The organism is Niastella vici (assembly GCF_002077945.1).
In the GTDB taxonomy this organism is placed as follows: domain Bacteria; phylum Bacteroidota; class Bacteroidia; order Chitinophagales; family Chitinophagaceae; genus Niastella; species Niastella vici.
Map to the genome: position 1 here is coordinate 123,683 of NZ_LVYD01000024.1, position 24,373 is coordinate 148,055.

The following is a 24,373-nucleotide window of genomic DNA, read 5'->3' on the forward strand; positions in this document are numbered from 1 at the left end:
GGCGTAGTGAAGAAGAAGGTATTACCGGCGCGAAACGGCTGTTATGGAAAGGGATCGTACACCTGGTTGGGGAGACACTTATGTACAACCCGTTCTATTCAATGCTTTTTGTGTGGAGCAATAGTAGCGCCTACGTTCTTTGATGTATAATTTTTATCATGGGACAGGTTTTTATCATGAACACTAAAGATATCCTGTTTAGCAAATTGCTACCAATAGTAAATGTCCCTGTTGGGTTATTTATTTATGAACATAATTGCGCTGTCATTAGCGAATTCCCTTAAAACTTTGAGTAGCTTCTTCACCCAGTTTGATGGTCCCGGCTTCATCTACCTGTCCTCTCTTTGCGAATACGAAGGTTGAGTCGCTGTCGGGTTTATAATTACCGGTGCTATCGCACATGCCATCATATTTAAGTGTATCGGCAATATATACCCTCAGATCCTTATCTATTTGTGCTGTATACGAGCAATACTTCAGACCACAATCAGAACCACACCCATGTACCAGTAATGTTTCCTGGCTTAATTGCCGGCCGGTTTTAGAATAGGTAACCAGGATAGGATAAATTTCTTCACCCGTTCCAAAATAGATCAATGAATAAAATTTTGAGGTATCGGCTAACAGGGCATATCCATAAACCGGAGCGTCTGGTTCCATTTTAAAGAATAACGTATCAGTAGAATTCTTTTTCAGCTTAAAGGACTGGTTTCTATAATACTCATTACGGGCCCAGCCTAAATAATAAAACGGAAACGGAACTACTTTAAACTTTTTGATGAAGTCTTTTATTGGCAATTCCTCTTTTGTATTAATAACCGCACCGGCAGCGTCTGGGGTTGTGGCTGAAACCGGGGCAGGTTTGGTGCTATTGCTGCAGGAATAAAAAATAACCAGGAAAACCGGAAGAATAATTAAATATTTCATGATAAAAAAATAGCCTAAATATAATCACGGTTAACTGTATCTCAAAATGGTTGGCACAATGAGTTGCAAAAGCCGGAAGGAGCCAAATAAGGCCGCCCCTTATTTCAGAGACGGCCCCTTGTGGTGTTCATCAGTACAGGTCAGCTATTTTTTCAGGGCTATCAAAGTTTTGTATAGGCTTCCATGATTCAATACCTGCACATAATACAGGCCCTTGCTCAACCGGGAGATATCGAGGGTAAAAGTATTATCTCCTTTTTCGGCTGTTGCGGGTTGGCGAATCAGCAAACGGCCTGTTACATCGGTCACCTGCAGGTACAATTGTTCTTTAGCCGGCAGGTTCACAAATACTTTTAACCATGGCTGGCTGGTAACAGATGGCCGCAGGTTTATTACAGGTAAATTATCCATCAGGCGGTTTACCGGTGTTCTGTTGATTGGCAGGCTTCCATCGGGTATTGCCAGCACAATAGCCAGGGGCGCCTGGTTCCCCGTACACATGTTCAGGGCATTTCCCGGGGGTACCTGTATGCCTGTATAATATTTTGTTCCTGATGAATAGTTTTGTACCGTATCATGCGCTCCCGAAATCCAGGCGCTACCCCATGCTACATAAGCAGCGGTATCGCCGGGCGGACAAATTGCCCTTACTATATCATTATTGGTAATATTCCCCTGCACATACAGGTTGTTGATAACGGTAATAATGGCAACGCCATACGTTGCAATCGTATTATTATACAGGTTCGAAAACGCTTTTACAAAACCCGTTGCATTGACATTGATAAGTCCGTTGTTGGTTATATTGGTGGCAACATTCAATTTTCCATCTGCGTTGATCACCGATACGCCATAGACACTTCCGGTATTATTCAACAAACCGGTGCTGCCATTAACGGTCATCACTCCAGTGCTGCCGATATTCAGGATGCTGTTATTTGTTGCATTACCTGTAACGGTGAGCGTTCCATTAACAGTAGTGGTATCGGAACCGGTTGTTGTGGGAGCAGACCCATTTATAAAATTACCGCCAACCGTTACTACCCCCGCACTTCCTATTGTAAAATGCCCTGTACCGGCTGTCATGGCCGATGTACTCACCGCGGCATCGTTCACCGACAAATTGCCACTAACATTCAGTGTACCATTGACGTTTAATGAAGTATAAGGCGGATTGGTGGTGGTGGCAACTCCATCGTAAGGAGATGGGTTGGTTGAGCAGGCGCTGGTAACAACAGTTGATCCGTTACCATTTACGGTAAGGTTAACTGCATTCATAGTTCCACCGCTTTCCACTTCAATTCGACTGTAAGCATATTCTACCAGCAAACTGGTGCCGTTCACTTTGAGGGTGCCGCCGTTGTGCACATAAATAATTGCTCTGGGACCCAATACGTTATCGTTTCCATTCATCGTTACAGTAGCGCCGCTGTAAATATGCAGAAATACCCAGTTCTTGAACCGCTTGGTTGAACTGCCTGCCGCCAGGTTGCCATTTACAGTAAGGTTACCCCGGCAATCGATGATCATAGCCTGCGATGTAAGCCCTGCTGTATTTAAACAGGGATAATAATTGTTATTTGTACCCGTATTGCCATCGCCCTGCAAATTGCCACCGATGGTGAGCGCACCACCTGAAGCTATGCTGATGTATGAGGGTTGGTCGAGCCAGGTAAAGCCACCCGTTACATTTACATTGGCACTGCTACCCAAAGTCAGCGTCGTATTGGCGCCGGTAATAGATGCGGAAGGATAGGTAACTGTAGAATTAAGCGAAACTGTTTGCCCACCCGTTAGCGTAAGTTGCGCCTGGATATCAATTGAATAAAAAAGCAAACAGGTTATAGCAAAACAAATAATAATGAAGGCACGGTGTAACCGATTCAGGCTTGTAAAAAGGGTAGATTTGATTAACATAGGTATGGGGGTTTGGATCAATAGCGGCAAAAGAAAGACCCGTTTGGTAATACGGGCCTTTTGGTCTTAATTAGCACATCAAAGCGGATACTGGATATTAAACTCCGTTCTCAAAGGACAAGTCTATGGTATCAAACAGATCATGCGGATTAAATATTTAACTTGTAATCAAATAATTCACAGTTCAGTATGATTACGTTGCTTTCTTAACTTTATAAGTGCAAGTAGCCAATTTTTTGTTGTAGTACAGGTAGTAATAGTTGGAAAAATGGGTAAAAGAAAAACGAGCTTTCATATAACTGAAAACCAATATCTACCGCAACGTTTCGTACTTTTGTAATAGTAACATCGCCGTTCAATAGTATCAAAATTGTTTAAACTCCAAAGTACCACCTTCTTGAAAAAAATTTTAATCGCAGATGATCACACCATAGTAAGAACAGGTTTAAGTGTTCTTATTAATTCGGAATATATAAATGCGCAGATAGATGAATGCAGCGATGGCAATTGCGCCTGGGAAAAAATACAAACGACCCAGTATGATCTGTTTGTAATGGACATCAATATGCCTGCCACCGACTCGGTTAATTTGCTTAAAAATATCTTCAGCGTTCAACCGCATTTGAAAGTGCTGATCCTTAGCATGAGCAGCGAAGAGATCTATGCAAAAAAATATCTGCAGCTGGGCGCCCTGGGATTTATTAATAAAGAATCCGATGCGGTTGAGATCCGCAGGGCCATTACTACTGTTATGAACAACAGGAAATATTTGAGCCCCAAACTGCAGGAGATCATTACCCGGCAGGCGTTAGAGGGAACACCCGCAAGCAGTGCATTTGAGAACCTGTCGGCCCGGGAACTCGAAGTAATGACGCATCTTGTAGATGGAAAGAATGTATCGGAGATTGCCGAGATCCTGTCTATTCACATCTCAACCGTTAGTACGCATAAAGCCAGTATTCTTCAAAAGCTGAAGGTTAAAAATGTAATTGAATTAACCACGCTGGTTAAACGGTTCGATATTGTATAACCCGTTCATTCATTATCTGTCGTGAAACTGAGGGTTATCCTGTTACCGGTATCTCCGGGTTGATCTATCGCCAGCTTTCCATCGATCCTTGCCAATAGTTCCCGGATGATCCTGTACCCTAAACCATGATTGCTATTATCTGCCTGATAGGTATCATTCAGTATTCCGGCTACGATCTCTTTATCCATACTTTTACCGTTATCGGTTATAGTGATAATGACACTGTTGGCAACCTGTACGGCTTCTATTTTTATTTCTCCATTTACGGTATACTTATTGGCATTATCGGCCAGGTTCCGGATGATCAGCTTCAGGATATTCAGGTCCGAGATCAAAATAAGGTCCGGCGGCACCAGGTTAAGCAGGTTATTGTTTCGGATAGTGGCCGCAGGTTCATACAGTGAAACAATACCGGCTACAGTGTCGCGAAGGGCTATTCTTTCCCGTCGTATAACAAATCCTTCTTTCTGAGCATTTGTCCATGTTAAGAAATCCTGTGTAAAGTCGTTCAGGTCATGCGTGGCATTACGGAATTTCAACAACATATCAGTCATTTCAGGCCGGGTTGCTTTTTGATAATTCTCATAAATATATTCGGCCATGATATGCAAAAAGCGCAATGGCGATCGCAGGTCATGCAGAATAACGGCGATCATTTTCTCCTTTACCAGATTGCTTGCCGTTAAGGCTTCCGTTCTTTCCGCTACTTTTTGTTCAAGCTGGGCTGCCCGCCTCACCTCTCGTGTATACAGGAACAGAAAAATAAAAAACAGAATGCTTATTGATACTACTGCTACCAGCAGCAAGAACCAGATGGTTTCGAACCAGTATGGAAGTACAGTCCACGAAATTCGGTTATAGGCATAATGGCCGTAATGTTCCTGCTTGCGAATGATAAGCGTATATTCTCCTTTTCGCAAACCGGTTAACACCAGTCTGCCATCACTATTCACCGGTCGCCATTTATTGTCGAGCTGAGGTATCTGATATTCAATATGCAGGTTGGCCGGGTTGCCGAAATAAGGTGATGAGATCATAAATACCAACGGGCCTGAATCCTGCCGCTGTTTAAAATGATCACCCGGCAACACTTTCTTTTCTTCAGGTATAATGCGGTCAATAAAAACTGGTGAAGTGGGCAGCTCAACAGGAATGCTGTCGGGCCTGAACTGAACCAATCCATCAAGAGAAGGAAGGGAAAAATGACCATTCTGTAAAACTATACCGCAGGGCATGCAACCGCCATTGAATTCATTGGTTGAATACCCGACCGATTTATCGAAATAATAATAGAAAATATTTTCCCTGCTGCCTGCAGCGTAACTGTCGAGTTCTTTTTTCGCCACCCGGTATAATCCTTTGTTGGTTGGCAACCAGAAATACCCAAGCCGGTCTTCCATAAAACAATGAATGGTAGCCAGGTTGTTACCCGGGTCAATGGGCATTTTCAGGAACCGCCCATTGACGTATTTATAAAATCCCTGTCCGTATGTACCAACCCATATACTTCCATCACCGGCCTTATAGAGGGCCCTTACCGAAGCATTTTGCAAAGACAAACGGCGAATCACTCCCTTCGTGAGGTCGTATGAATACAAGCCGCCTGAAGTACCGATCCAAAGATCGTTTGGAAACATTTCATTGATCACCTGTATATCTTCCGACATATTCAGTAAGAAAGTGATATCGTTTCCCCTGCGACGGAACAAATCATGCAAACCGCCAATTAAAATATCTTTATTTCCTGTTTCGGTGATCGCCATCAACCAGGAGCCGAGACGTTGCAGGGTAACAGGTTTACGCAGGCCGGTATCGATCCTTTTTAAAGAATCATAGTTTGAGTACCAGATATAACCGTCAGATGATCGCAACAGGGCAGGCCGGTCGTACAAGCCTGGCGTTGGTTTATTTACCGCATTGTTGCGGCTTAGCACGCCGGATGATGTTAGAATGCGGCCGGGTGATATTTCCACCTGTGCATACATGCTGTTGATCGCATAATTATCACTGGCAAAAAACAGCCGGTCGAAAGCATATTTTCTAAGAATATACAATCCATTGGTTGCGGTTCCCACATATAAGGTGCGGTACACCTCGTCGTAAATGAGAACGTTTATGTTCTTAATAGCAGTGTTGGCAGCCAGTACTTCAAAATCAAGCACCCCGTTCCTGATATTCAGGAGCAGGATATTTCCTTTGTAAATAAGGAATGAATGGCGGGCATCGCGCAAGGCTTTTACTGTATACTGACTGGGGTATGCCCCCGACTCGGCCTGGCTGAAGATCTTCATGAGCCGGTCGCTTAAGGTTATGCTTTTTTGCAAGCGTCCCTGCCTGTAAGCATAAAAGCGATTTTGCCTGTCTAAATAGCAACATACATCGTCTACCATGAACAACATCTTGAATGCATGGCCTTCTGTTTCTTTCAGCAACCTTACTTCGGCCGCATTATCGTTGAGATAATAGAAGCTTGAATCTTTTCTAACATAAGCCTGTCTCTCGTTAGCTGTTACCAGGTCACCATTCAGATCCAACCTGTGAAACAGGCCTTTAAAGGCCGTTGAATCACGCCCCCATTTTTTAAAGATGTTATCATAGTAAAAGAGGCAGCAACTCCACCGGTTAACCTGGTAGGGGTTCGCGGAAAGAATACTGTCGTCTTTTATCTGATAATCATTTGTAACAGTTAGAATGTGGTGGTAGGAATAACCGGGCTCAATCAGTATTTTACCTTTCCTTGATTTAACCAGGGCGCACCTGTTGGTATACAAGGCTGGGGAATTACCCATTGTATACTCCCTAAAGTGTTGCCCGTCGAAGCGTATCATTCCCATTTCGGTAGCCAGCCATAGAAAACCATTGCTATCGAAATCCATGTCATTGATGCTGTTTTGAGGAAGGGCATTATCGCTGTTGTAATTGACGACACTGTAATCGGGCTGGCTGGTTTGTGCATCGGATGGCATATACAGCAACATGCAAAAAGCAAGTAATATAAGCAACCGGGTAAGGGAGAATACCATACTGCTCGATATGGGGCAAAGATTAATAATAGTGTAAATTACAATTAAATAATGTTAATGACGAATAGTCAAACAGCGGGTAAATGGGGATTTTTTTGGAACCGATAGCAAGTATTTTTTAATAGCTCAGGCTAGATCAAGTGTATACAACCAATACTTTTTTCCAAACCTTGGTTCAATTTCTCTTAATATGGTAAATCCCAAACGCTCATAGATGTGTCGTGCCCGGTTCATCATTTCAGAAGTGTGAAGGGCAATGGTTTGTTCGTTGTGGCTTTTTGCCAGTTCAATACACTTCTCTGTTAATTGCCTGCCTATGCCTTTGCTGCCATATTCAGGATCAACTGTTAAGAACCTTATAATACACCATTCAGACTTATAAATTTCTGTAGCATGGCCACTGGGAACGAGAAATGCCATTCCAACAATGGCTTTCTCTGCGGTTTCGCAAACAATACAATCGGCCTTGTCAAGAAGCGTGGTATATGTTTCTAAGTTATTCAGAATATTAAACAGCTGTTGCCAGTTCTCCGGTGTTAGCTCATCCTGAAATTGCGACCAGGACCTTAATGCCAGCTTTCTTAATTGATCGAGATCTTCAATATTTCCCGGTCTGATTGTCATTAAATACATGTTTGTTGATAATTATCAATATTAATGGCGGGCTGCAAGCATTGGATAAGTGAACAAAAAGAAATGTAGTACATTAAAAAAGAAATGGGTTAAAATAGATGCCAGCATACCGCCTTTGTTATACGCCCAACCATAGCCACAACCGGCAATAAAGGCCAACAGCATGAGCGCAGGCCCGCCTGTTGTATGTGCCAGTCCAAATAAAAGCGCTGTAATGAATAATGGAATATAGGGGCTTTTTCCTTTAAAAATTTGCTTGCCAAGAATGCCCTGCAGGTATCCCCGGAAGAATGCTTCTTCACAAACTGCTACTAATAACAGGTTGTTCAGCATCCACAACCAGGCGTTGGCTGGCAGCCTGGGGTCCCAGTTAACAAAATGCAGCAAGAGCGCTGTTCCCAGGCATATGGCGGCTATTGCTATCAATGGTAAAGCGATAGCCTTTAATAAGGTTATTGCATTTGGGCGGTGGCTATACCATACACTTCCAAAACAGGTAAAAAGTATAAAACCATTAAACGGTTTATCGAGGTTAAGATACATGGTGAATGGCGCTGCATCGGGTGTAAAATGCACCTTATCAAAAACAAGCAGGTTATTAAACCCGGGAAGGCGGTGCAGGAACAACAGCACGCTCAGGACAAAAAAAGCACCATGCAACGCAAACTGTTTCCACCCATGCTGGCGAACGGCGAGGAGCAAAGTACCGGCCGTTAGCAACAGCCACCCGAGACCGGTAAAAGTGATCTCCTTTCCTGCAAAAGCCAATGCGTAAGCAGTCAGTAATACGGCCCAGCCTGCGCGCAGGGTATTTTTAAAACAAACCAGTAAACTGCCGGCAAAGAAACAGATCCAGCTTAGGGTAATAATATCAAATTTCATAATAAGGTTTATAGTTATCTTATTTTTTTACCGCCATTCCGTTATCCCTGATCACCCAATTCTCAACTGCCATCATGCTGTCTTTTTCTTTATCGGTGTCATAGTTCAGAATGATATGTTTGAACAGCTTTATCTTTCTGTTATCAACCTGTTGATATTCCATGTAATAATAATCCTTATTGTTTTCGGTGACATCAGCATCTGCCGCATCTTCGATATGAACTTTTGATACAATATCTTTTTTATTCTTTACCGTTAACAAATACTCGTCGGAATCTGTACCGGTACCAAGGTTAAAAATAATTACCGAAACAGAATCATTAATTATCCAGTTACGAACTAATGATAAATGAAACGGGGTGTAGGTTGGAAGTAAAAAATCATCGAGCGCATTTAATTTTTTTGTCCAGTGATCATTTAAGTCTTTTTCGTTTTCAAGTAAGTAAATGAAATAATCACTGGAAGTAGTGTCAGCAGGGATGGCCCTCGGGGGTTCCACTGCTGTTATGGTACCGGTTGCAGGGGAATCCTGGGTTGGAACCGCACCAGCATCCGGTGTTTTTACATGACCGGTATTACATGAAAAAAATATTGCAGATATGGTAATTAATGATCTGGGGGTCATAAGAATGACTGGCAAGGATTTCAGTGATAAAATAAAAATACAAAAGTTGAGAAAAATAAGTAGAGTAGCAAATCATTAAAATTCCGTTACCCGCTCAAAAAAATTTTCCCTTTCTGTCCAATTTCCCTTTATCCGGTCATTATTATGATATAAAAACAATTAATCATGACAACATCCATCAACATGACCGCCAACAAAACAAAAACTTCATTATCCGTAAAAATAAAAATGATCGCATATTGGATCTGCACCATACTTATTGCACTGGAAACTGCTGCCGGCGCTCAATGGGACCTAAGCCGTAATGAATTCGTAAGAGGTATTTTCAACCATCTTGGTTATCCGGTGTATTTACTCACCATAATCGGAATTTGGAAAATACCGGCATTCATTGCCATTCTGGTCCCAAGGATGCTTTTGATCAAAGAGTGGGCTTATGCAGGCTTGTTTTTTGTTTACTCAGGAGCCTTTGCATCGCATCTTGCTGTTGGAGATGTGCCTGCCGCATGGATCGGTCCGCTCGTGTTTATGATGTTAACAGCAGGTTCCTGGTACCTGAGGCCAGCTTCAAGAAAACTGGCTAACAAATAAATTGATCCTTGCTTCTCATAGATAAGGTAAGTTACCCGTTCATCAAAGAGGTTGACCCGGCAATATGGATCAACCTCTTTATATTTTAAGGCCATGTATAGCGTGTCCTTTCCTCTCATAAGCAGCCAACCTGTTTTTGCTATTCGCCGGTAAAAAGATATTTAGCCCAGTATTTTGGATATAAGATCTGAATGCAAACTAATTTTCAGAAAAGCTGCCAACCCCAAAATGATCCCGGTTAAGCTTACAATAGCCGAGAAATAAAGCAGCCAGTTCTTTTGTGTTAAAGCAGTAATTCCGAACATGGCAATAGCTATGGTTAACAAGGCATCAGTCATGTCGAACTGGTCATCAAAAAGGTTGATGTCGTCATATTCCTTTTGAAAACCTTCAGCCTGTGCTTTTATTTCAGTCTTTTCTTTTTCATATCTCTCTATTTGTTCCGAATACTTTTTGATCAACGATTCGTTACCGGCAGGGTTTTGTACTTTAAGCAATTCAAGTGTATTTTCTGCAATAGCCTGTTTTGTACTCTTTGCCTGAAAATATGACCACGCATCAATACTGTGTGCCTGGGCCTGCGACATTGCCTGAACAACATTTCCATCCTTTACATTGCACAGCGCCATAAAAGTGGCAGTTATTGCAACAAAAAGTGCAACTCTTGAATTGATCTTACTTTTGCCCGCCTGCTCAACAGGCTCCTGAATTGTTTCTGAGATATCGCTCATGTTGACTATTTATTTCCCGGTAAAATACTTTTAATAAATCACTTCCCGGTCATTCCGGTGCTTTTTAACAACTGATGCGGCTTTCACCAAAAATAAAAACGGAAGTGAAATTTATCCTTCACTTCCGTTCTATTCTGTGGATCGCACTGGGCTCGAACCAGCGACCCCTACTCTGTCAAAGTAGTGCTCTAAACCAACTGAGCTAGCGATCCGTAACACGGAGACCGAAGGTAAAACAGTCAGCTGCCTTCCCCAAATTTATTACATATTTGAAAATGATATACTATTCTTAAATATCCCCCCCGGCCGGCAGCAGGAAAAATACAGGCATGCCGTCAAAATTGTAATTCGTTAACTTTAGGAAAGTATCACCCATTCAAGCCATTCACATGAAACAGGAAATAATCAACCTCTTCGACGAATATACCCACGCACCGCTTTCACGCGAAGAATTCCTTCGCCGGCTTACCAAACTCACCGGCAGCCTGGCTGCAGCCCTTGCGGTATTACCCATGCTGGAGGTGAATTATGCCCGGGCACAAACAGTGCCAGCTCAGGATGACCGCATAACCACAGCGCATATTACTTATGCCGGTGATGATTGTACTATGAAGGGCTACCTGGCACAACCCAAAGAAAAAGGAAAGTATGGCGCGGTTGTCATCATTCATGAAAACCGGGGATTGAATCCGCATATTGAAGATGTTACCCGCCGGGTGGCTGTGGCCGGTTATTTGGCCCTGGCGCCCGATGCCTTGTCGCCCCTGGGTGGTACCCCCGCCAATGAAGATGAAGCCCGTAATATGTTTGGCAAACTGGATACCCAAAAGAACCTGAACAATTTTATAAAGGCATTTGATTACCTGAAATCACTACCGGCCTGCAATGGTAAAACCGGTTGCGTGGGCTTTTGCTGGGGCGGTGGCCTGGCAAACCAGTTGGCTGTTCATGTGCCCGACCTGAAGGCTGCTGTTGCATTCTATGGCAAGCAACCCGAGGCCGCAGATGTGCCCAACATTAAAGCTGCCGTTCAATTGCATTATGGCTCGTTGGATGAACGCATCGATGCCGGCATACCGGCTTATGAAGAAGCACTGAAAAAAGCAGGCACCCACTATGAATTGTATATGTACGAAGGCGCCAACCACGCTTTCCATAACGATACCGCGCCTACGCGTTACAATGCGGCCGCCGCGAAGCTGGCCTGGGAGCGCACGTTGAAGTTATTCGGAGAGAGGCTTAAGTAATTTTAATAATAAATCTGTAATAATAGCTTTGCGAAGTAAGAAGTATGAGGTAAGAAATAGGAAGTTCAAAATCCGGTATCTTCTTACCTCCTACTTCCTACCTCTTACTTCTGAACCTTTATTACACTATTTATCCAATTTCCCAAAATCAGCTGATTGACTTTCTTCTTTCCATCTCCTTCTTTATCAGCCCTAACTCACGGCCTGTTTGTCCCGATACGGAAGAATTTTCCTGGGCCCTGCGCATAAGGTAAGGGATCACATCTTTTATTGGCCCGAATGGTAAGTATTTGCTTACCCTGAAGGAGTTTATTGCCAAATTAAAAGTAATGTTATCACTCATGCCATACAGTTGCGAAAAATGCACGTGTGGATGATTATGTGGTATTCCTTTTTTATCGAGCAGTTCGGTAGTATATAAATTGCTGTACTCGTTATGCGAGGCTACAATCAGGGCAATGTAATTCAGGTAGTCAATACAAAATTCAAGGGCGGCATTGTAGTCGCGGTCGGTAGCGGCTTTACTGGGTTGTATGGGCGAGGGATAATTCATGTCAGCAGCCCGCTTACGCTCTTTTTCCATATAAGCGCCACGTACCAGTTTGGCACCCAGGATGAACCCCTTTTGTTGCGCCGATGCAAAGCTGTCTTTCAGGAATTGCAGGCGGTCGTGGCGGTACAGCTGTATCGTATTATAGATCACTGTTCGTTGCTTGTTGAACCGCTCCATCATTTGCATGGTGAGCGCATCAACGGGGTCCTGTATCCAGCTTTCTTCTGCATCGATCAACACCCCTATTCTTTTGGCAGCGGCAGCTTCACAAATGCGAACAATACGGTCAACCACCCGTTGCCATTCCGCTTTTTCTGCAGCGTTCAATACATCGGTATGCACTTTTCCTTCGAACCCGCTTTTACTGGTGGCTGCTGCATCCAGTTTTTCAAGCAGGGCAAAGCGCGCCAGGCCGGTCACCTTCACGCTCATAAAAGGAATATTCGGTTGCGTGGCCGCATAATTGATCACCTTGATGAATTCCTCGGTGGCATGATCAAAATTTTCTTCCCCTTCCTTCCCTTCTACCCCATAATCGAGTATTACCTGTACATTGAATTGCTTCAACTTCGCCGCCACCCGGGCAGTTTCTTCCAGGGTTTCGCCCCCTACAAATTGTTCAAATATGGTATTGCGGATGATATTCCTGATTGGCAGGCCAACTTTTATGGCCCAGGGAGTAAGTCTGGTGCCAAGCTTTACCAGACTCTGGTAGCCCATGCTCGAGAACAGGAATTGGGCTTTTTTTAATTCTTTAGCTGATTTGTAAGCAAATGCATTTTCCGTATTATCAAAAGATACAGCAACGGCGGTTTTGGACATAGAACTAACGAATGTTAGGCGCGAAGATAATTCATTAGCTGGTAAATTTTAAGTTTTTTACGTTCCGTTTACGCAATCGATTTCCTTATGAGGCTGATTATCAGCACCCAGTTGCGGCCGGCTTTCAGTAGCCTTGCGTCTTCCTGCTGGTTTTTAGGTGCCCCGAACCTTGTATATTGTGCCCATTATGAGAATCTTACATACCGATATTTATAAGTTCAGCATACCCATGCATCCCTTTACCATTGCAACGGGGACCATGCATTATGCCCAAAATATATTTATCAGGGTACATACCGATGCCGGTATATATGGTGTGGGTGAATGCTCTGCCTTTCCCATGATCGTGGGCGAAACCCAGGCTACCTGTTTTGAAATGGCCAAAGATTTTGCCGCGCTCTGGAAAGACAAAAATGCGGCTGCTATTGAAGAACGGTTGCAGGAATTGCACAGCTTCACCGCATTTAATGCCACTATCAAAAGCGCTTTTGATATGGCACTGTACGACCTGGCAGCCCGGGCCGCCGGCGTACCGCTGTACCGCTACCTGGGTGGTAACAGCAAAAAAGAGCTCGAAACCGACCTTACCATTGGGATCGATACACCCGAAAATATGGCCGCCAAAGCTGTTGATTTTGTAAAACGGGGCGTACGCATCATTAAAATAAAACTGGGCAAAGATGCCGTGACAGATGTGGAACGGGTTCGCCAGATCCGCGAAGCGGCCGGCGCTTCCATTGGTTTACGCATAGATGCCAACCAGGGCTGGAAGTATGAAGATGCGGTATTTGCATTGACCACCATGGCGCCTTATGATATCCAGTTCTGCGAGCAACCCATGCGTCATTGGGATGATGATAAATTACCTGCCCTGGTAAAGCAATCGCCTATCCCGATCATGGCCGATGAAAGCGTTTTTGACCACCATGATGCCAAACGAATTATTGCTGCCGGTGCCTGCGATTATGTGAATATCAAATTCGCCAAATCGGGCGGTATATGGGAAGCCAGGAAGATCCATGAAGTATGCAAACAACATACTATTCCCTGTATGATGGGGGGCATGCTCGAAAGCCGGATTGCCCTGACGGCTTTTGCGCATTTTGCGCTGGCCCACGACAATGTCGTTTTTTACGATATGGATACCTGCATGCTGGGGCATAAAACCGATCCGGTAACGGGTGGTGTGCAATACAATGGATTTTTTCTTGAGGTGCCCGAAACGGCTGGTATTGGGGCCGATGCCGACGAAAATTTCCTCAAAACATTGGAGATGGTCACTGTTTAACCCGGCAAGCAAACAAACTAACCAGCTAATAATCGTTTGTTTATCTTTGCGCAAAAAAAAGAATGGACCAGAATTCCAAAACGGCCAAGGAGTCAGTAGTTACCATGACTGAATTGGTATTACCCAACGATACCAATATGTTTGGCAACCTGATGGGTGGACGATTAATGTACTGGATGGATATTGCGGCTGCGCTGTCAGCCATGAAGCATTGCGGCACACCGGTGGTAACCGCATCGGTTGACAATATATCGTTCGAAAATCCGATCAAGCTGGGAAATGCAGTTCATATTCAGGCCAGGGTTTCCCGGGCTTTTAATACGTCTATGGAGATCTTTATGAGTGTTTGGGGCGAAGATGCCCTGCACCAGTACAAATACAAAAGCAACGAAGCCTACTTTACATTCGTGGCACTCGATCCCAACGGAAAACCACGAAAAGTTCCCAACCTTATACCCGAAACTGAAGATGAGGTTAAACTGTTTGAAGGCGCTTTGCGCAGAAGACAGGTTCGCCTGATACTGGGTGGAAAAATGCAGCCGAATGACGCTACGGAGTTAAAAGCCCTCTTTACCAAATAAATAGGTCAATGTGATAATTTGATAATGTGATAATTGAATACAACCTATACGCGTGAACTTTGCTTTTTATAGGAACTGCACGACCTGAATGCATTATCACATTATCACATTGTGGTTTTCCAATGATGGGGACCCTTCATCATAAATGATTTGCTTTGCTCAATGGCATCCATTACCTGTTGCAAAATATCTTCGACAGATGCTTCATAATCTATTTGCAGCGGTTCCTTGAACGTTACAGAAAGCAGGGTGCCTTTCTTTTTAAACTTCAATCCCTTTTTATTAAAGGCACGCCAGAACCCACTGATCACAACCGGTATAACAACAGGCCTGCATAATTTTATAATATGCGCCGTGCCTTTTCGGCCGGGTGCGTATGGCGTGGTGGTCCCCTGCGGAAAAGTGATCACCCAGTTGCTTTCCAGTGCCCGGGTAATTTTACGGGTATCTGATGGGTCGAGCCCCTTACGCACTTCAGTACCCGCCGAACGCCAGGTCCTTTTTACCGTTAGCGCGCCACCCAGGGTAAAAAGCCGGCTGATAAAACTGCCGCGCATGGTTTCCTCTGCTGCCACATAGTATACATTGGTAAAGGGATTCAATAAATAATAAGGGATGCCCAGCTTGTTCTTTCTGCGCCATTTCACGGCGCAGAAAATATGAAGAAAAGTAATAACGTCGGCAAAGTAGGTTTGGTGATTGCTTACAAACAACACATTCTTCCTGGGCAGGTGGGCAATATGTTCGGTTCCACTGATCTTTAGTTTGTTAATAATAACCAACCCCGGCCACGATATTATACCTATGATGGGGTATAAGATTTTTCGTACCAGTTTAAAATGTCTTAACCTTTCACTAATCGAACTCATGCTGCATTGTTTTGACAACCAATTGTTACCGAAATTAAGGAATTGTTAATAAAGTAATGATCAGGTTTTTCAGCGTTTACTTATTTGTGTAATTTATAGATTTCCGAAATCCTATTGATATAAAATAATCAACCATGAAACAAATTATCACACTCGTTATTGCATTGTTATTGACAACAGGTTTACTAGCCCAGGCGCCTAACCCGTTCCCTAAAACCATCAGTGTTAACGGCAGCGCCGATATGGAAATTATTCCCGATGAAATTTATGTAGTGGTCACATTAAAAGAATATGAAAAAAAGGGTACTGGCAAAATAGAGCTGGAAAAGATAAAGACCGATTTCCTGGCTACGTGCAAAAATGCAGGGCTACCAGATTCAGCAATTACTATTGCTTCATACGAAGGCGCCAATCCCAGGTCGTGGTTGAGCAAAAGAAAGTCAAAGGATGAATTATATGGCAGCATTGCTTACCAGATAAAATTCAGCAACAGCAGAAAGATCGATGAACTGGTAAACAAACTCGATGACGATGCCACCCAGAGCTTCGATGTCGTTCGAGTTTCACACAGTAAAATACAGGAATACCGTAAACAGGTGAAAATAATGGCTATAAAAGCCGCAAAAGAAAAAGCAACCTATCTTACTGAGGCAGTAGGTGAAACCCTGGGCGTAGCGGTGACCATTTCAGAAAACGGCCCCGACAATATACAATCACTGGGTATTAACAATACGCGCGGCTTCTTTGAAAATGTTTCTTACAAACCCTCCATTTCTTACAAATCGGAAGATGCGGGCATTGATTTCAAAAAGATCAAAATCACTATGGATATAAATGTTGTGTTTGCACTTAAATAACTTTCCATAAACCTTATCCTTTATCTTTGCCCCTATGAAATTTTCCGCGGTAATTTTTGATATGGATGGCCTGCTGATTGATTCCGAACCATTATGGCAACAGGCAGGCTCCGAAATGCTGCAACAATTCGGAGTTACGCTCACCGATGAACAATATAATCTTACAACCGGCTTGCGCACACCCGAATGGGTCGATTACTGGTTCTCTCATTTCACGATCGATAAACAACAGGCGAAGGAAGCCGCCAAACGCGTTGAACAGGCTGCGTTGGACAAGATCAAGCAACATGGCGTTTCCATGCCGGGTGTGGAATACATCATGGAGTTTTTCAAAGCCAATAATTTTCTGATCGGACTGGCCTCCTCCTCTCCTATGCAGTTAATTGAAGCAGTGGTTGAAAAATTGAATATTCAACCGTACCTGAATGCCATCACTTCTGCCGAACATCTTCCCCATGGCAAACCGCATCCCCAGGTGTTTTTGAATTGCGCCGAATTACTGAACGTTGCGCCTACTTCCTGCATTTGTTTTGAAGATTCTTTCAATGGAATGATCGCAGCCAAAGCTGCCCGCATGAAATGTATTGTGATACCCGCTCCACATGTTCATCACGAAGGCCGTTGGGATGCTGCAGACAGGAAGTTGCCGTCGTTGTTGAAGTTTAATAACACTGTTCTGGAGACGTTATAACGCAGTACACATAATAATGTGAAGTAGGAAGTAAGAGGTATGAAGAACCTGAACTTCCTGCCTTGCCTTTATTTTTCAGCCTCGAAAATAAGGATCTTCTTACTTCCTACTTCTTACCTCCTACTTCGAATCTCAAACGGGACGCCCCGGTACCCCCCGGAACATCCCGTTGAATGTTACTACCCAAATGAACCTGTATGTAAGAAGTTTGCAGGGGCACAATGGGTCAGCACCGTTCCTAACGGAAACTGTCATCATTGTACGTAATATTTTTGACGGCTGATTAATGGTAGAAATGCGGCTATCGTATATGAACCGGTATTGAATATCCGGATCAGGGCCGGCAGTGTAATGCAAAAAAGAACATAAAGATGCAGATGAACACAAAAGAAATGTATTGCTTTTTCATACGCCACGAATTTATTGTTTTACAATACAATCGGGTCTCTCATCGGAAGAAAAAGGCTCTCATCACAAACCTTTGATCATAACGGGTATGAGGAAGATTGGTTGTTGTTGCGGATAGGATTAAGATTGCGTCCCGTTGATTTGCTGTTATAAATATATAACGGGTATTTTTATAATGCAAGCTTATATGCGATTTATTTCATAACTATTGACCGCGGTCAGGAACCCGTTAAAAGGGTGCCCAAACAGGTTATGAATATCAGGTAGATATAGAAGTTATTGCTGCACCCACCTGTCATTAACTGCAAAAAAAAGCGTCCCGGTAAACCGGAACGCTTATAATCATTGAAGCATACAAGGCTTATTCTTTTGTTTCGGTAGAACCACCTTGTTGTTCTTCCTGCTTTAATTTTTCTTTGATCTCAGCCAGTGCACCCAGGTCACCTAAAGTAGCTTTTTCTACTTTACCCTGAATGTTCTTCACTGCTTTCTTGGTTTTGTCAGCTTCTGCACGGGCTTCTTTCTGAGCAGCTTGTTTTTCTTCCTGCTTAGACTGTTCCCAGATACGGGTATGCGAAACTACGATGCGTTTTTCATTGCGATCGAATTCGATAACCATGAATTGGGTTGTTTCATCAGCACCGATGCTTTTGCCATCTTCGCGCATGAGGTGACGGTTAGGCGCAAATCCTTCCAAACCGTAAGGTAATTGAACGATGCCACCTTTGTCGTCTCTGCGAATAACTGTTCCCTCGTGTAAAGAACCAACAGCGAATGTGCCCTGTAATGCATTCCAGGGATCTTCTTCGAGTTGTTTGTGTCCGAGTTGCAGTTTGCGATTGTCTTTATCAATACCGAGGATCACCACGTCGATGTTTTCACCAACTTTAGTGTACTCAGAAGGATGGTTGAAGCGTTTCAGCCAGCTCAGGTCGCTGATGTGGATCATACCACCAATACCAGGAGCCAGTTCAACAAACACACCGTAAGGAGTGATGTTCTTCACCAAACCGGTATGACGGCTTCCTTCGGGGAATTTAGTTTCGATAGTGCTCCATGGATCTTCGCTCATTTGCTTGATTGACAAGCTCATTTTGCGATTGTCTTTATCCAGGGTCACGATCTTCGCTTCGTACTCATCACCCAGTTTGAAGAATTCCTTTGCATTGATAGGGGTATTGGCCCAGGTAATTTCACTTACGTGTACCAGACCTTCTACACCTGGCATGATCTCGAGGAATGCACCGTAATCTTCGATATTCACCACTTTCCCTTTCACAACAGAACCTTCATGAATATTTTCTGGCAGAATATCCCAAGGATGCGGAGTCAGTTGTTTCAGACCCAGGCTGATGCGTTTTTTCTCATCATCGAAATCCAATACAACCACTTTCAGTTTCTGATCCAGTTTCAGCACTTCGCCCGGATGGCTGATGCGGCCCCAGCTGATATCAGTGATATACAACAGACCGTCTAAGCCGCCCAGATCCATGAAGGCACCGAAATCGGTAATATTCTTGATGGTTCCTTCCAGTACCTGACCTCTTTCGAGTTTGCTCATGATCTCTGCACGTTGTGCTTCGATATCGCTTTCGATCAGCGCTTTGTGAGAAACTACGGCGTTCTTGATAGCTTCGTTGATCTTCACTACTTTGAACTCCATGGTCTTTCCAACAAACTGATCGTAATCAGTAACAGGTTTTACATCGATCTGTGAACCCGGTAAGAATGTTTCCATACCGAATACGTCTACGATCAAACCGCCCTTGGTTTTTGAAGTAACAGTACCAGTGATAACTTCACCAGTCTTATGAACTTCAACGATTTTTTCCCAGGCGCGGGTAATGCGGGCTTGTTTACGGCTGAGGTTCAGGTGACCTTCCCGGTCTTCTTTCTCAACAACCATTACTTCCACTTCATCACCGGTTTTCAGATTAGGCAGGTCACGGAATTCGTTTAACGAAACCAGACCATCGCTCTTAAAGCCGATGTTGATAACCACATCAGTTTTAGTAAGCGCCACTACAAGGCCTTTTACTAATTCACCGTCGGTCACCGCTTTGAAAGTACCTTCGTACACAGCATCATACTTTTCTTTTTGTTCTTTGGTGTAAGATGCTACGTTGCGTTTGTCGATGCTCCAGTCGAAATCGTCGTGTGCACTGTTGTCCACAACTTCAGGAGCCTGCACAGGTGCTTTTGGTGTCGCTGTAGCTTCTGAAGCCTGACCAGCTGCAGAAGACTCCTGTGCATCAGCGTTTAATTGTTTAATAAATTGAAACATGATAAAAAACCCGATGATTTTAAATCGGGCTGCAAAGATAGTCCAAAATGCTGAATTGTAAAGGGTTTGCGCGTTTTTTTTCGTTTAGTAAACGATTGATTTGCACATATTTAAATAAACCTTTTTAGTGCCCGGTTGTTCCCCTTTCCGGTACTGATCGCTGTTCGTATCTGAATTCTCTTAAGATTATAAAAAAAACAGTGTTAATAGTATGATTAACACTGCAAAAACGATTAGCGACCCAACAGTATATACTGCACGAAAATGGCCCGGCTTTATAATTCCGGGAAAACGTGTATAAATAAGATTGTTTTTAAGTAATGAAAATTATTTTTTTGTGCAGTTATTCAGATAGGCACTTTTTCTTTTTACATTTATCGAAAATTTTTCAACTGACTATTTGTTATGATTACACCAGTTTTGATCACATTATTTGAGCGGGACCTGAATAAACTGACGGAAGAAATTTCCCTGTACCCTGATGACAGCAGCCTGTGGGTAGTTAAAGAAGGTATCAAGAACAGCGGTGGCAACCTGTGTTTGCACCTGACTGGCAGCTTACAACATTTTATTGGCGCGGTGTTGGGTGATTCGGGTTACATCCGTAACCGGGAAGCAGAATTTAATTTAAAAAATATCGGCAAACACAAGCTGTTAAACGAAATAGAGAATGCGAAAGTAGCCGTTAAAGATGCATTGGAACAAACCAGCAAAAAAGAGCTGGAGAAAAATTATCCTTTGCCTATCAATGGTGAAACTGTAACAACTGAATACTTATTGTTGCACATGCTGTCGCATTTGAATTATCATACAGGTCAGATCACTTATCATAGAAGATTGCTGGGTTTTCCGCAAGAACAGGAGCAAAAGCAATAATAAAATAAACCAGGAAGCCGGGAAGTCCGGAAGTATTTTTTAAGTCATTAAAAGATCCTTTCGGACCCCGTCATATCCTCACCGGCTTATTACCCTTCCAGCTGTTTTGCAATGGCGCTGGCCGCAATAAATCCGCTCGTCCACGCATGCTGAAAGTTGAAACCACCGGTAATGCCATCTACATCCAGTATTTCACCTGCGAAATATAAATGGGGAATGACCTTGCTTTGCATTGTGTTCGCATCTATTTCCGATAACTGAATACCACCAGCGGTTACAAACTCTTCCTTGAACGTTGTTTTTCCCTGCACTTTGCATTCCTGCGCACAACAATTCGTAATCAATTTATTTTGCTCCTTCGCCGGCAGATCGGCCCATCGTTTTTCTTCATCGATACCGGAGAGTTGCAGTAAATATTGCCAAAGCCGTTGCGGCAGGTTAAAAGGATTTCTATTGCCGATCTTTTGCGTGGCTATTTCGAATCGCAATTGTTGCAGGTATTCGCGCAAGGTTTGCTCATTGTAAGCGGGCAACCAGTTTATTATTATTGAAAATTGCCAGTTGTCTGTTGCCAGTTGCCTGGCGCCCCAGGCCGATAACCGCAATACTGCCGGACCGCTTAATCCCCAATGGGTGATCAGCAACGGCCCTTTGGCCGAGAGGGATGTGCCGGCAATTTTTACAAATGCTTCGGGCACCGATACGCCCATCAGCTGTGTAATGGCATTGCCGGGCATATTGAAAGTGAACAGGGATGGAACCGGTTCTGCAATAGAATGCCCTAATTGCTGCAGCCAGCCGAACTGGGTTAGTTTCGTATAGCCGCCACTGGCGATGCATACGAAGTCACAGGCCAGCTGCCTGTCATCAGAAAGCTCAAGCTTGAATTGTTTTTCACCCTCGGGTCTGAGGCTTTTAACCTCCGACATCATTCTGATCTCAACCCCATACCTGTTCGCCTCCTTCATTAAACAATCAATGATCGATTGTGAGGAATTGGATACGGGGAACATGCGCCCATCCTCTTCTGTTTTCAAGGGCACACCGCGTTCGGTAAACCATTGAATGGTATCGGTAGTAAAAAACTGGTGAAATGCTTTTTTCAGAAAGTTGGCGCCGCGTGGATAATGGCGTACCATATCGGCGATGGTAAAGCACGAATGGGTTACATTACACCGGCCACCGCCCGAAACTTTTACTTTTGAAAGAAATTTGCTGGTCTTTTCGAGAATGATCACTTCCAGTGAAGGATGCAGCCGGGCAGCATTCACTGCACAAAAAAATCCGGCCGCCCCACCGCCAATAACTACCAGCCGTTTTTTTGTTGCCATTACGCCTTTGTAAATAAATTCGGGTTATTCTTCTCTGCTGCTTCTATAATGCTGTAATCTGAAAGAATATCAGCCTTTCCTTTACGTACACATACATCATGCTCAAAGTGAACCGAAGGCTTGTGATCAACAGTACGCACCGTCCAGCCATCTTCTTCGGTATACACGTCCTTCTTCCCCATATTGATCATTGGTTCAATGGCCAATACCAGCCCCTCCCGTAATACCTGACCTGTACCGCGACGGCCATAGTTGGGAACCTGTGGGTCTTCGTGCAACATTTTTCCCAGTCCATGCCCTACCAGTTCACGCACTACACCATAACCATGCTTTTTTTCGGTATGTTCCTGTATGGCATAGGCGATATCACCAATGCGGTTACCCGCAATTGCCTTCTCAATGCCTTTGTACAACGATTCCTTGGTTACGCGTATCAGCTTCATTACATCTTCACCGGGGTTGCCAATGGCAAACGTATAGGCATGATCGCCATGAAAACCATTTTTATAGGTGCCAATATCTACCGAAATAATATCACCTTCCTGCAGCTCATTTTTGTCGGGGAAACCATGCACCACCACGTCGTTCACTGAAATGCAGGAGTTAAAAGGATAGCCTTTATAGTTCAGGAAAGTGGGTTCAGCCTGGTGATCGCGAATAAACTCGCCAATTACCTTATCCAACGAAAGCGTAGTGATACCGGGTTTTAATAAACCGGCAATATGGGCCAGTGTTTTACTAACCAGTAAAGCGCTTTCACGCATCAATGCAATCTCTGCTTCTGTTTTGTAATAAATCATCGCATTAATTTATATTAAAACAAAACCTGACAACTCTACTATCAAGCTGTCAGGTTTGTATTGCTGAAAATATTTTATCAGATGGAAGAAGCCGGGGTAACCTGCTGGCGTCCCTGGATCCGTCCGCTCTTCATCAAGCCATCGTACTGGCGCATCAGCAACTGCGTTTCAATCTGTTGAAGGGTATCAAGAATTACACCTACCATGATCAGCAGGGATGTACCTCCAAAGAAAGAAGAAAATGATTGCTGAACGCTCATTCTTTGTGCAAAACCTGGCAATATACCTACCAGCGCAAGCAATACCGCACCTGGGAATGTGATCTTATCCATAACAGCGCCGATGTAATCAGCTGTAGGCTGTCCGGGTTTTACACCGGGAATAAATCCATTATTACGTTTCAGGTCGTCAGCAATTTGCTTGGGGTTAAATATTAACGCTGTATACAGGAAGGTAAAACCAATTACCATTACTGCATAAATGATCATGTACCAGAAATTGCTATGATTACCAAACACTGCAGCGAGACCTTTTGTTGAGTCGAAATTGCTTAACAGGGTTGGCAGGAACATGATGGCCTGTGCAAAGATGATAGGCATTACACCGGCGCTGTTCACCTTCAGGGGTAAGAACTGGCGGGCGCCACCAAACTGGCGGTTACCTACAATTTGTTTGGCATATTGAACCGGCACTTTGCGAACACCCTGGATCAGGATGATAAGCCCCATGATGATCGCAACCAGGATGGCAATTTCAATTACAAAGATCAATAAACCGCCGCCGCCTCTGTTTGAGCGGGCCGACCATTCCTGCCACAGTGATTGAGGAAAGCGGGCAAGGATACCCACCATGATGATCACTGAGCTACCGTTACCTAATCCTTTGTCGGTGATCTTTTCACCAAGCCACATTACGAACAGGGTACCGGCAGTAAGAATGATGGTAGTAGAAAGCCAGAAGTAAGGTTTGTAAGCTTCAACCATTGCCTGACCGTTAGTAGAATTCAGGAATGCTACGTAAGCGCTGGCCTGTAAAATGGTAACCAGCACAGTCAGGTAACGGGTGTATTGATTGATCTTTTTACGACCGCTGTCGCCTTCCTTTTGCAATTTCTGAAAAGGAGGATACAGGATGGTCATCAATTGAATAAAGATAGATGCAGAAATATACGGCATGATCCCCAACGCTAATATAGAAGCCTGGTGAAAGGCGCCACCTGCGAAGGCATCGATCAGTCCAAGGATGCCACCAGCTGAACTTACAGTGATCTTTTCGGGGTCAATACCGGGCAATACAATGTGTGTGCCTAAACGGTAAACGGCTATCAGGGTAATGGTCACCAGAATTTTACTCCTCAGCTCCTCAATACTCCAGATATTCTTCAGTGTTTGTATGAACTTTTTCACG

The 24,373-nt window shown here is 43.8% G+C and carries 21 protein-coding genes and 1 tRNA gene; 8 read left to right on the forward strand and 14 right to left on the reverse strand.

Translation table 11 applies throughout. The annotated features are described in order from the left end of the window. Window positions 1-267: 267 nt before the first annotated feature. Complete coding sequence (locus A3860_RS08015) at window positions 268-927, reverse strand: hypothetical protein (protein WP_081146035.1); 660 nt, start codon at window positions 925-927, stop codon at window positions 268-270. A 144-nt stretch (window positions 928-1,071) separates the two neighbouring features. Then, complete coding sequence (locus A3860_RS08020) at window positions 1,072-2,763, reverse strand: T9SS type A sorting domain-containing protein (protein ID WP_216823405.1); 1,692 nt, start codon at window positions 2,761-2,763, stop codon at window positions 1,072-1,074. A gap of 478 nt (window positions 2,764-3,241) precedes the next feature. Here A3860_RS08020 and A3860_RS08025 point away from each other — a divergent pair, with 478 nt between their 5' ends. Beyond that, a complete protein-coding gene (locus A3860_RS08025) occupies window positions 3,242-3,874 on the forward strand; it encodes a response regulator transcription factor (RefSeq protein WP_081146460.1) in 633 nt (210 codons plus the stop codon). Between the two features lie 5 nt (window positions 3,875-3,879). Here the strand turns inward: A3860_RS08025 and A3860_RS08030 are convergent, their stop codons facing one another. The 4 genes from A3860_RS08030 to A3860_RS08045 form a co-directional block, all read right to left on the reverse strand. Continuing rightward, complete coding sequence (locus A3860_RS08030) at window positions 3,880-6,897, reverse strand: ligand-binding sensor domain-containing protein (protein WP_081146037.1); 3,018 nt, start codon at window positions 6,895-6,897, stop codon at window positions 3,880-3,882. A gap of 126 nt (window positions 6,898-7,023) precedes the next feature. Continuing rightward, the gene (locus tag A3860_RS08035; protein WP_245843498.1) at window positions 7,024-7,521 is read right to left on the reverse strand and encodes a GNAT family N-acetyltransferase; all 498 of its coding nucleotides are present in this window, start codon (window positions 7,519-7,521) and stop codon (window positions 7,024-7,026) included. Window positions 7,522-7,551: 30 nt separating this feature from the next. Further along, complete coding sequence (locus A3860_RS08040; RefSeq protein ID WP_143774004.1) at window positions 7,552-8,412, reverse strand: CPBP family intramembrane glutamic endopeptidase; 861 nt, start codon at window positions 8,410-8,412, stop codon at window positions 7,552-7,554. A gap of 19 nt (window positions 8,413-8,431) precedes the next feature. Next, on the reverse strand, window positions 8,432-9,037 hold the full coding sequence (locus tag A3860_RS08045; protein ID WP_081146039.1) for a hypothetical protein: 606 nt from the start codon (window positions 9,035-9,037) through the stop codon (window positions 8,432-8,434). 165 nt (window positions 9,038-9,202) lie between these two features. On the opposite strand from A3860_RS08045, the gene A3860_RS08050 reads away from it, so the two are divergent. After that, window positions 9,203-9,628, forward strand: coding sequence for a DoxX family protein (locus A3860_RS08050; RefSeq protein ID WP_081146040.1), 426 nt, complete (start codon window positions 9,203-9,205; stop codon window positions 9,626-9,628). Between the two features lie 161 nt (window positions 9,629-9,789). Here the strand turns inward: A3860_RS08050 and A3860_RS08055 are convergent, their stop codons facing one another. Further along, window positions 9,790-10,359 (reverse strand): DUF4337 domain-containing protein, encoded by a 570-nt coding sequence (locus A3860_RS08055; RefSeq protein WP_081146041.1) that lies wholly within the window; start codon window positions 10,357-10,359, stop codon window positions 9,790-9,792. A 137-nt stretch (window positions 10,360-10,496) separates the two neighbouring features. Beyond that, window positions 10,497-10,571, reverse strand: a tRNA-Val gene (locus tag A3860_RS08060). A 177-nt stretch (window positions 10,572-10,748) separates the two neighbouring features. On the opposite strand from A3860_RS08060, the gene A3860_RS08065 reads away from it, so the two are divergent. Beyond that, window positions 10,749-11,606 carry a dienelactone hydrolase family protein gene (locus A3860_RS08065; protein ID WP_081146042.1) on the forward strand — a complete coding sequence of 286 codons (858 nt, stop codon included), beginning with the start codon at window positions 10,749-10,751 and terminating at the stop codon, window positions 11,604-11,606. A 148-nt stretch (window positions 11,607-11,754) separates the two neighbouring features. Here A3860_RS08065 and A3860_RS08070 read toward each other — a convergent pair whose 3' ends face one another. Continuing rightward, window positions 11,755-12,981 carry a proline dehydrogenase family protein gene (locus tag A3860_RS08070; protein ID WP_081146043.1) on the reverse strand — a complete coding sequence of 409 codons (1,227 nt, stop codon included), beginning with the start codon at window positions 12,979-12,981 and terminating at the stop codon, window positions 11,755-11,757. Window positions 12,982-13,168: 187 nt separating this feature from the next. Between A3860_RS08070 and A3860_RS08075 the strand changes: the two genes are divergently transcribed. Both A3860_RS08075 and A3860_RS08080 read left to right on the forward strand, forming a co-directional pair. After that, window positions 13,169-14,269 (forward strand): mandelate racemase/muconate lactonizing enzyme family protein, encoded by a 1,101-nt coding sequence (locus tag A3860_RS08075; protein ID WP_081146044.1) that lies wholly within the window; start codon window positions 13,169-13,171, stop codon window positions 14,267-14,269. A 62-nt stretch (window positions 14,270-14,331) separates the two neighbouring features. Beyond that, window positions 14,332-14,850, forward strand: a complete 519-nt coding sequence (locus A3860_RS08080) for an acyl-CoA thioesterase (protein ID WP_081146045.1) — start codon at window positions 14,332-14,334, stop codon at window positions 14,848-14,850. A gap of 104 nt (window positions 14,851-14,954) precedes the next feature. Here the strand turns inward: A3860_RS08080 and A3860_RS08085 are convergent, their stop codons facing one another. After that, complete coding sequence (locus A3860_RS08085; RefSeq protein WP_081146046.1) at window positions 14,955-15,719, reverse strand: lysophospholipid acyltransferase family protein; 765 nt, start codon at window positions 15,717-15,719, stop codon at window positions 14,955-14,957. A 134-nt stretch (window positions 15,720-15,853) separates the two neighbouring features. Between A3860_RS08085 and A3860_RS08090 the strand changes: the two genes are divergently transcribed. Beyond that, window positions 15,854-16,576, forward strand: coding sequence for an SIMPL domain-containing protein (locus A3860_RS08090; RefSeq protein WP_081146047.1), 723 nt, complete (start codon window positions 15,854-15,856; stop codon window positions 16,574-16,576). A gap of 34 nt (window positions 16,577-16,610) precedes the next feature. Next, complete coding sequence (hxpB, locus tag A3860_RS08095) at window positions 16,611-17,267, forward strand: hexitol phosphatase HxpB (protein WP_081146048.1); 657 nt, start codon at window positions 16,611-16,613, stop codon at window positions 17,265-17,267. Window positions 17,268-18,036: 769 nt separating this feature from the next. Here hxpB and rpsA read toward each other — a convergent pair. Continuing rightward, on the reverse strand, window positions 18,037-19,959 hold the full coding sequence (gene rpsA, locus A3860_RS08100) for a 30S ribosomal protein S1 (protein ID WP_081146049.1): 1,923 nt from the start codon (window positions 19,957-19,959) through the stop codon (window positions 18,037-18,039). Window positions 19,960-20,364: 405 nt separating this feature from the next. On the opposite strand from rpsA, the gene A3860_RS08105 reads away from it, so the two are divergent. Beyond that, complete coding sequence (locus tag A3860_RS08105) at window positions 20,365-20,835, forward strand: DinB family protein (protein WP_081146050.1); 471 nt, start codon at window positions 20,365-20,367, stop codon at window positions 20,833-20,835. An 89-nt stretch (window positions 20,836-20,924) separates the two neighbouring features. On the opposite strand, the gene A3860_RS08110 is transcribed toward A3860_RS08105, so the two are convergent. The 3 genes from A3860_RS08110 to secY all read right to left on the reverse strand — a co-directional run bounded on the left by A3860_RS08110 (window position 20,925) and on the right by secY (window position 24,372). Continuing rightward, entirely contained in the window at window positions 20,925-22,166 is a 1,242-nt protein-coding gene (locus tag A3860_RS08110) for a BaiN/RdsA family NAD(P)/FAD-dependent oxidoreductase (RefSeq protein ID WP_081146051.1), read from the reverse strand. Continuing rightward, a complete protein-coding gene (gene map / locus A3860_RS08115; RefSeq protein WP_081146052.1) occupies window positions 22,166-22,966 on the reverse strand; it encodes a type I methionyl aminopeptidase in 801 nt (266 codons plus the stop codon). Before map ends, A3860_RS08110 begins: the two co-directional genes overlap by 1 nt. A 77-nt stretch (window positions 22,967-23,043) precedes the next feature. After that, on the reverse strand, window positions 23,044-24,372 hold the full coding sequence (gene secY / locus A3860_RS08120; protein ID WP_081146053.1) for a preprotein translocase subunit SecY: 1,329 nt from the start codon (window positions 24,370-24,372) through the stop codon (window positions 23,044-23,046). Between the last annotated feature and the right edge of the window lies 1 nt (window position 24,373).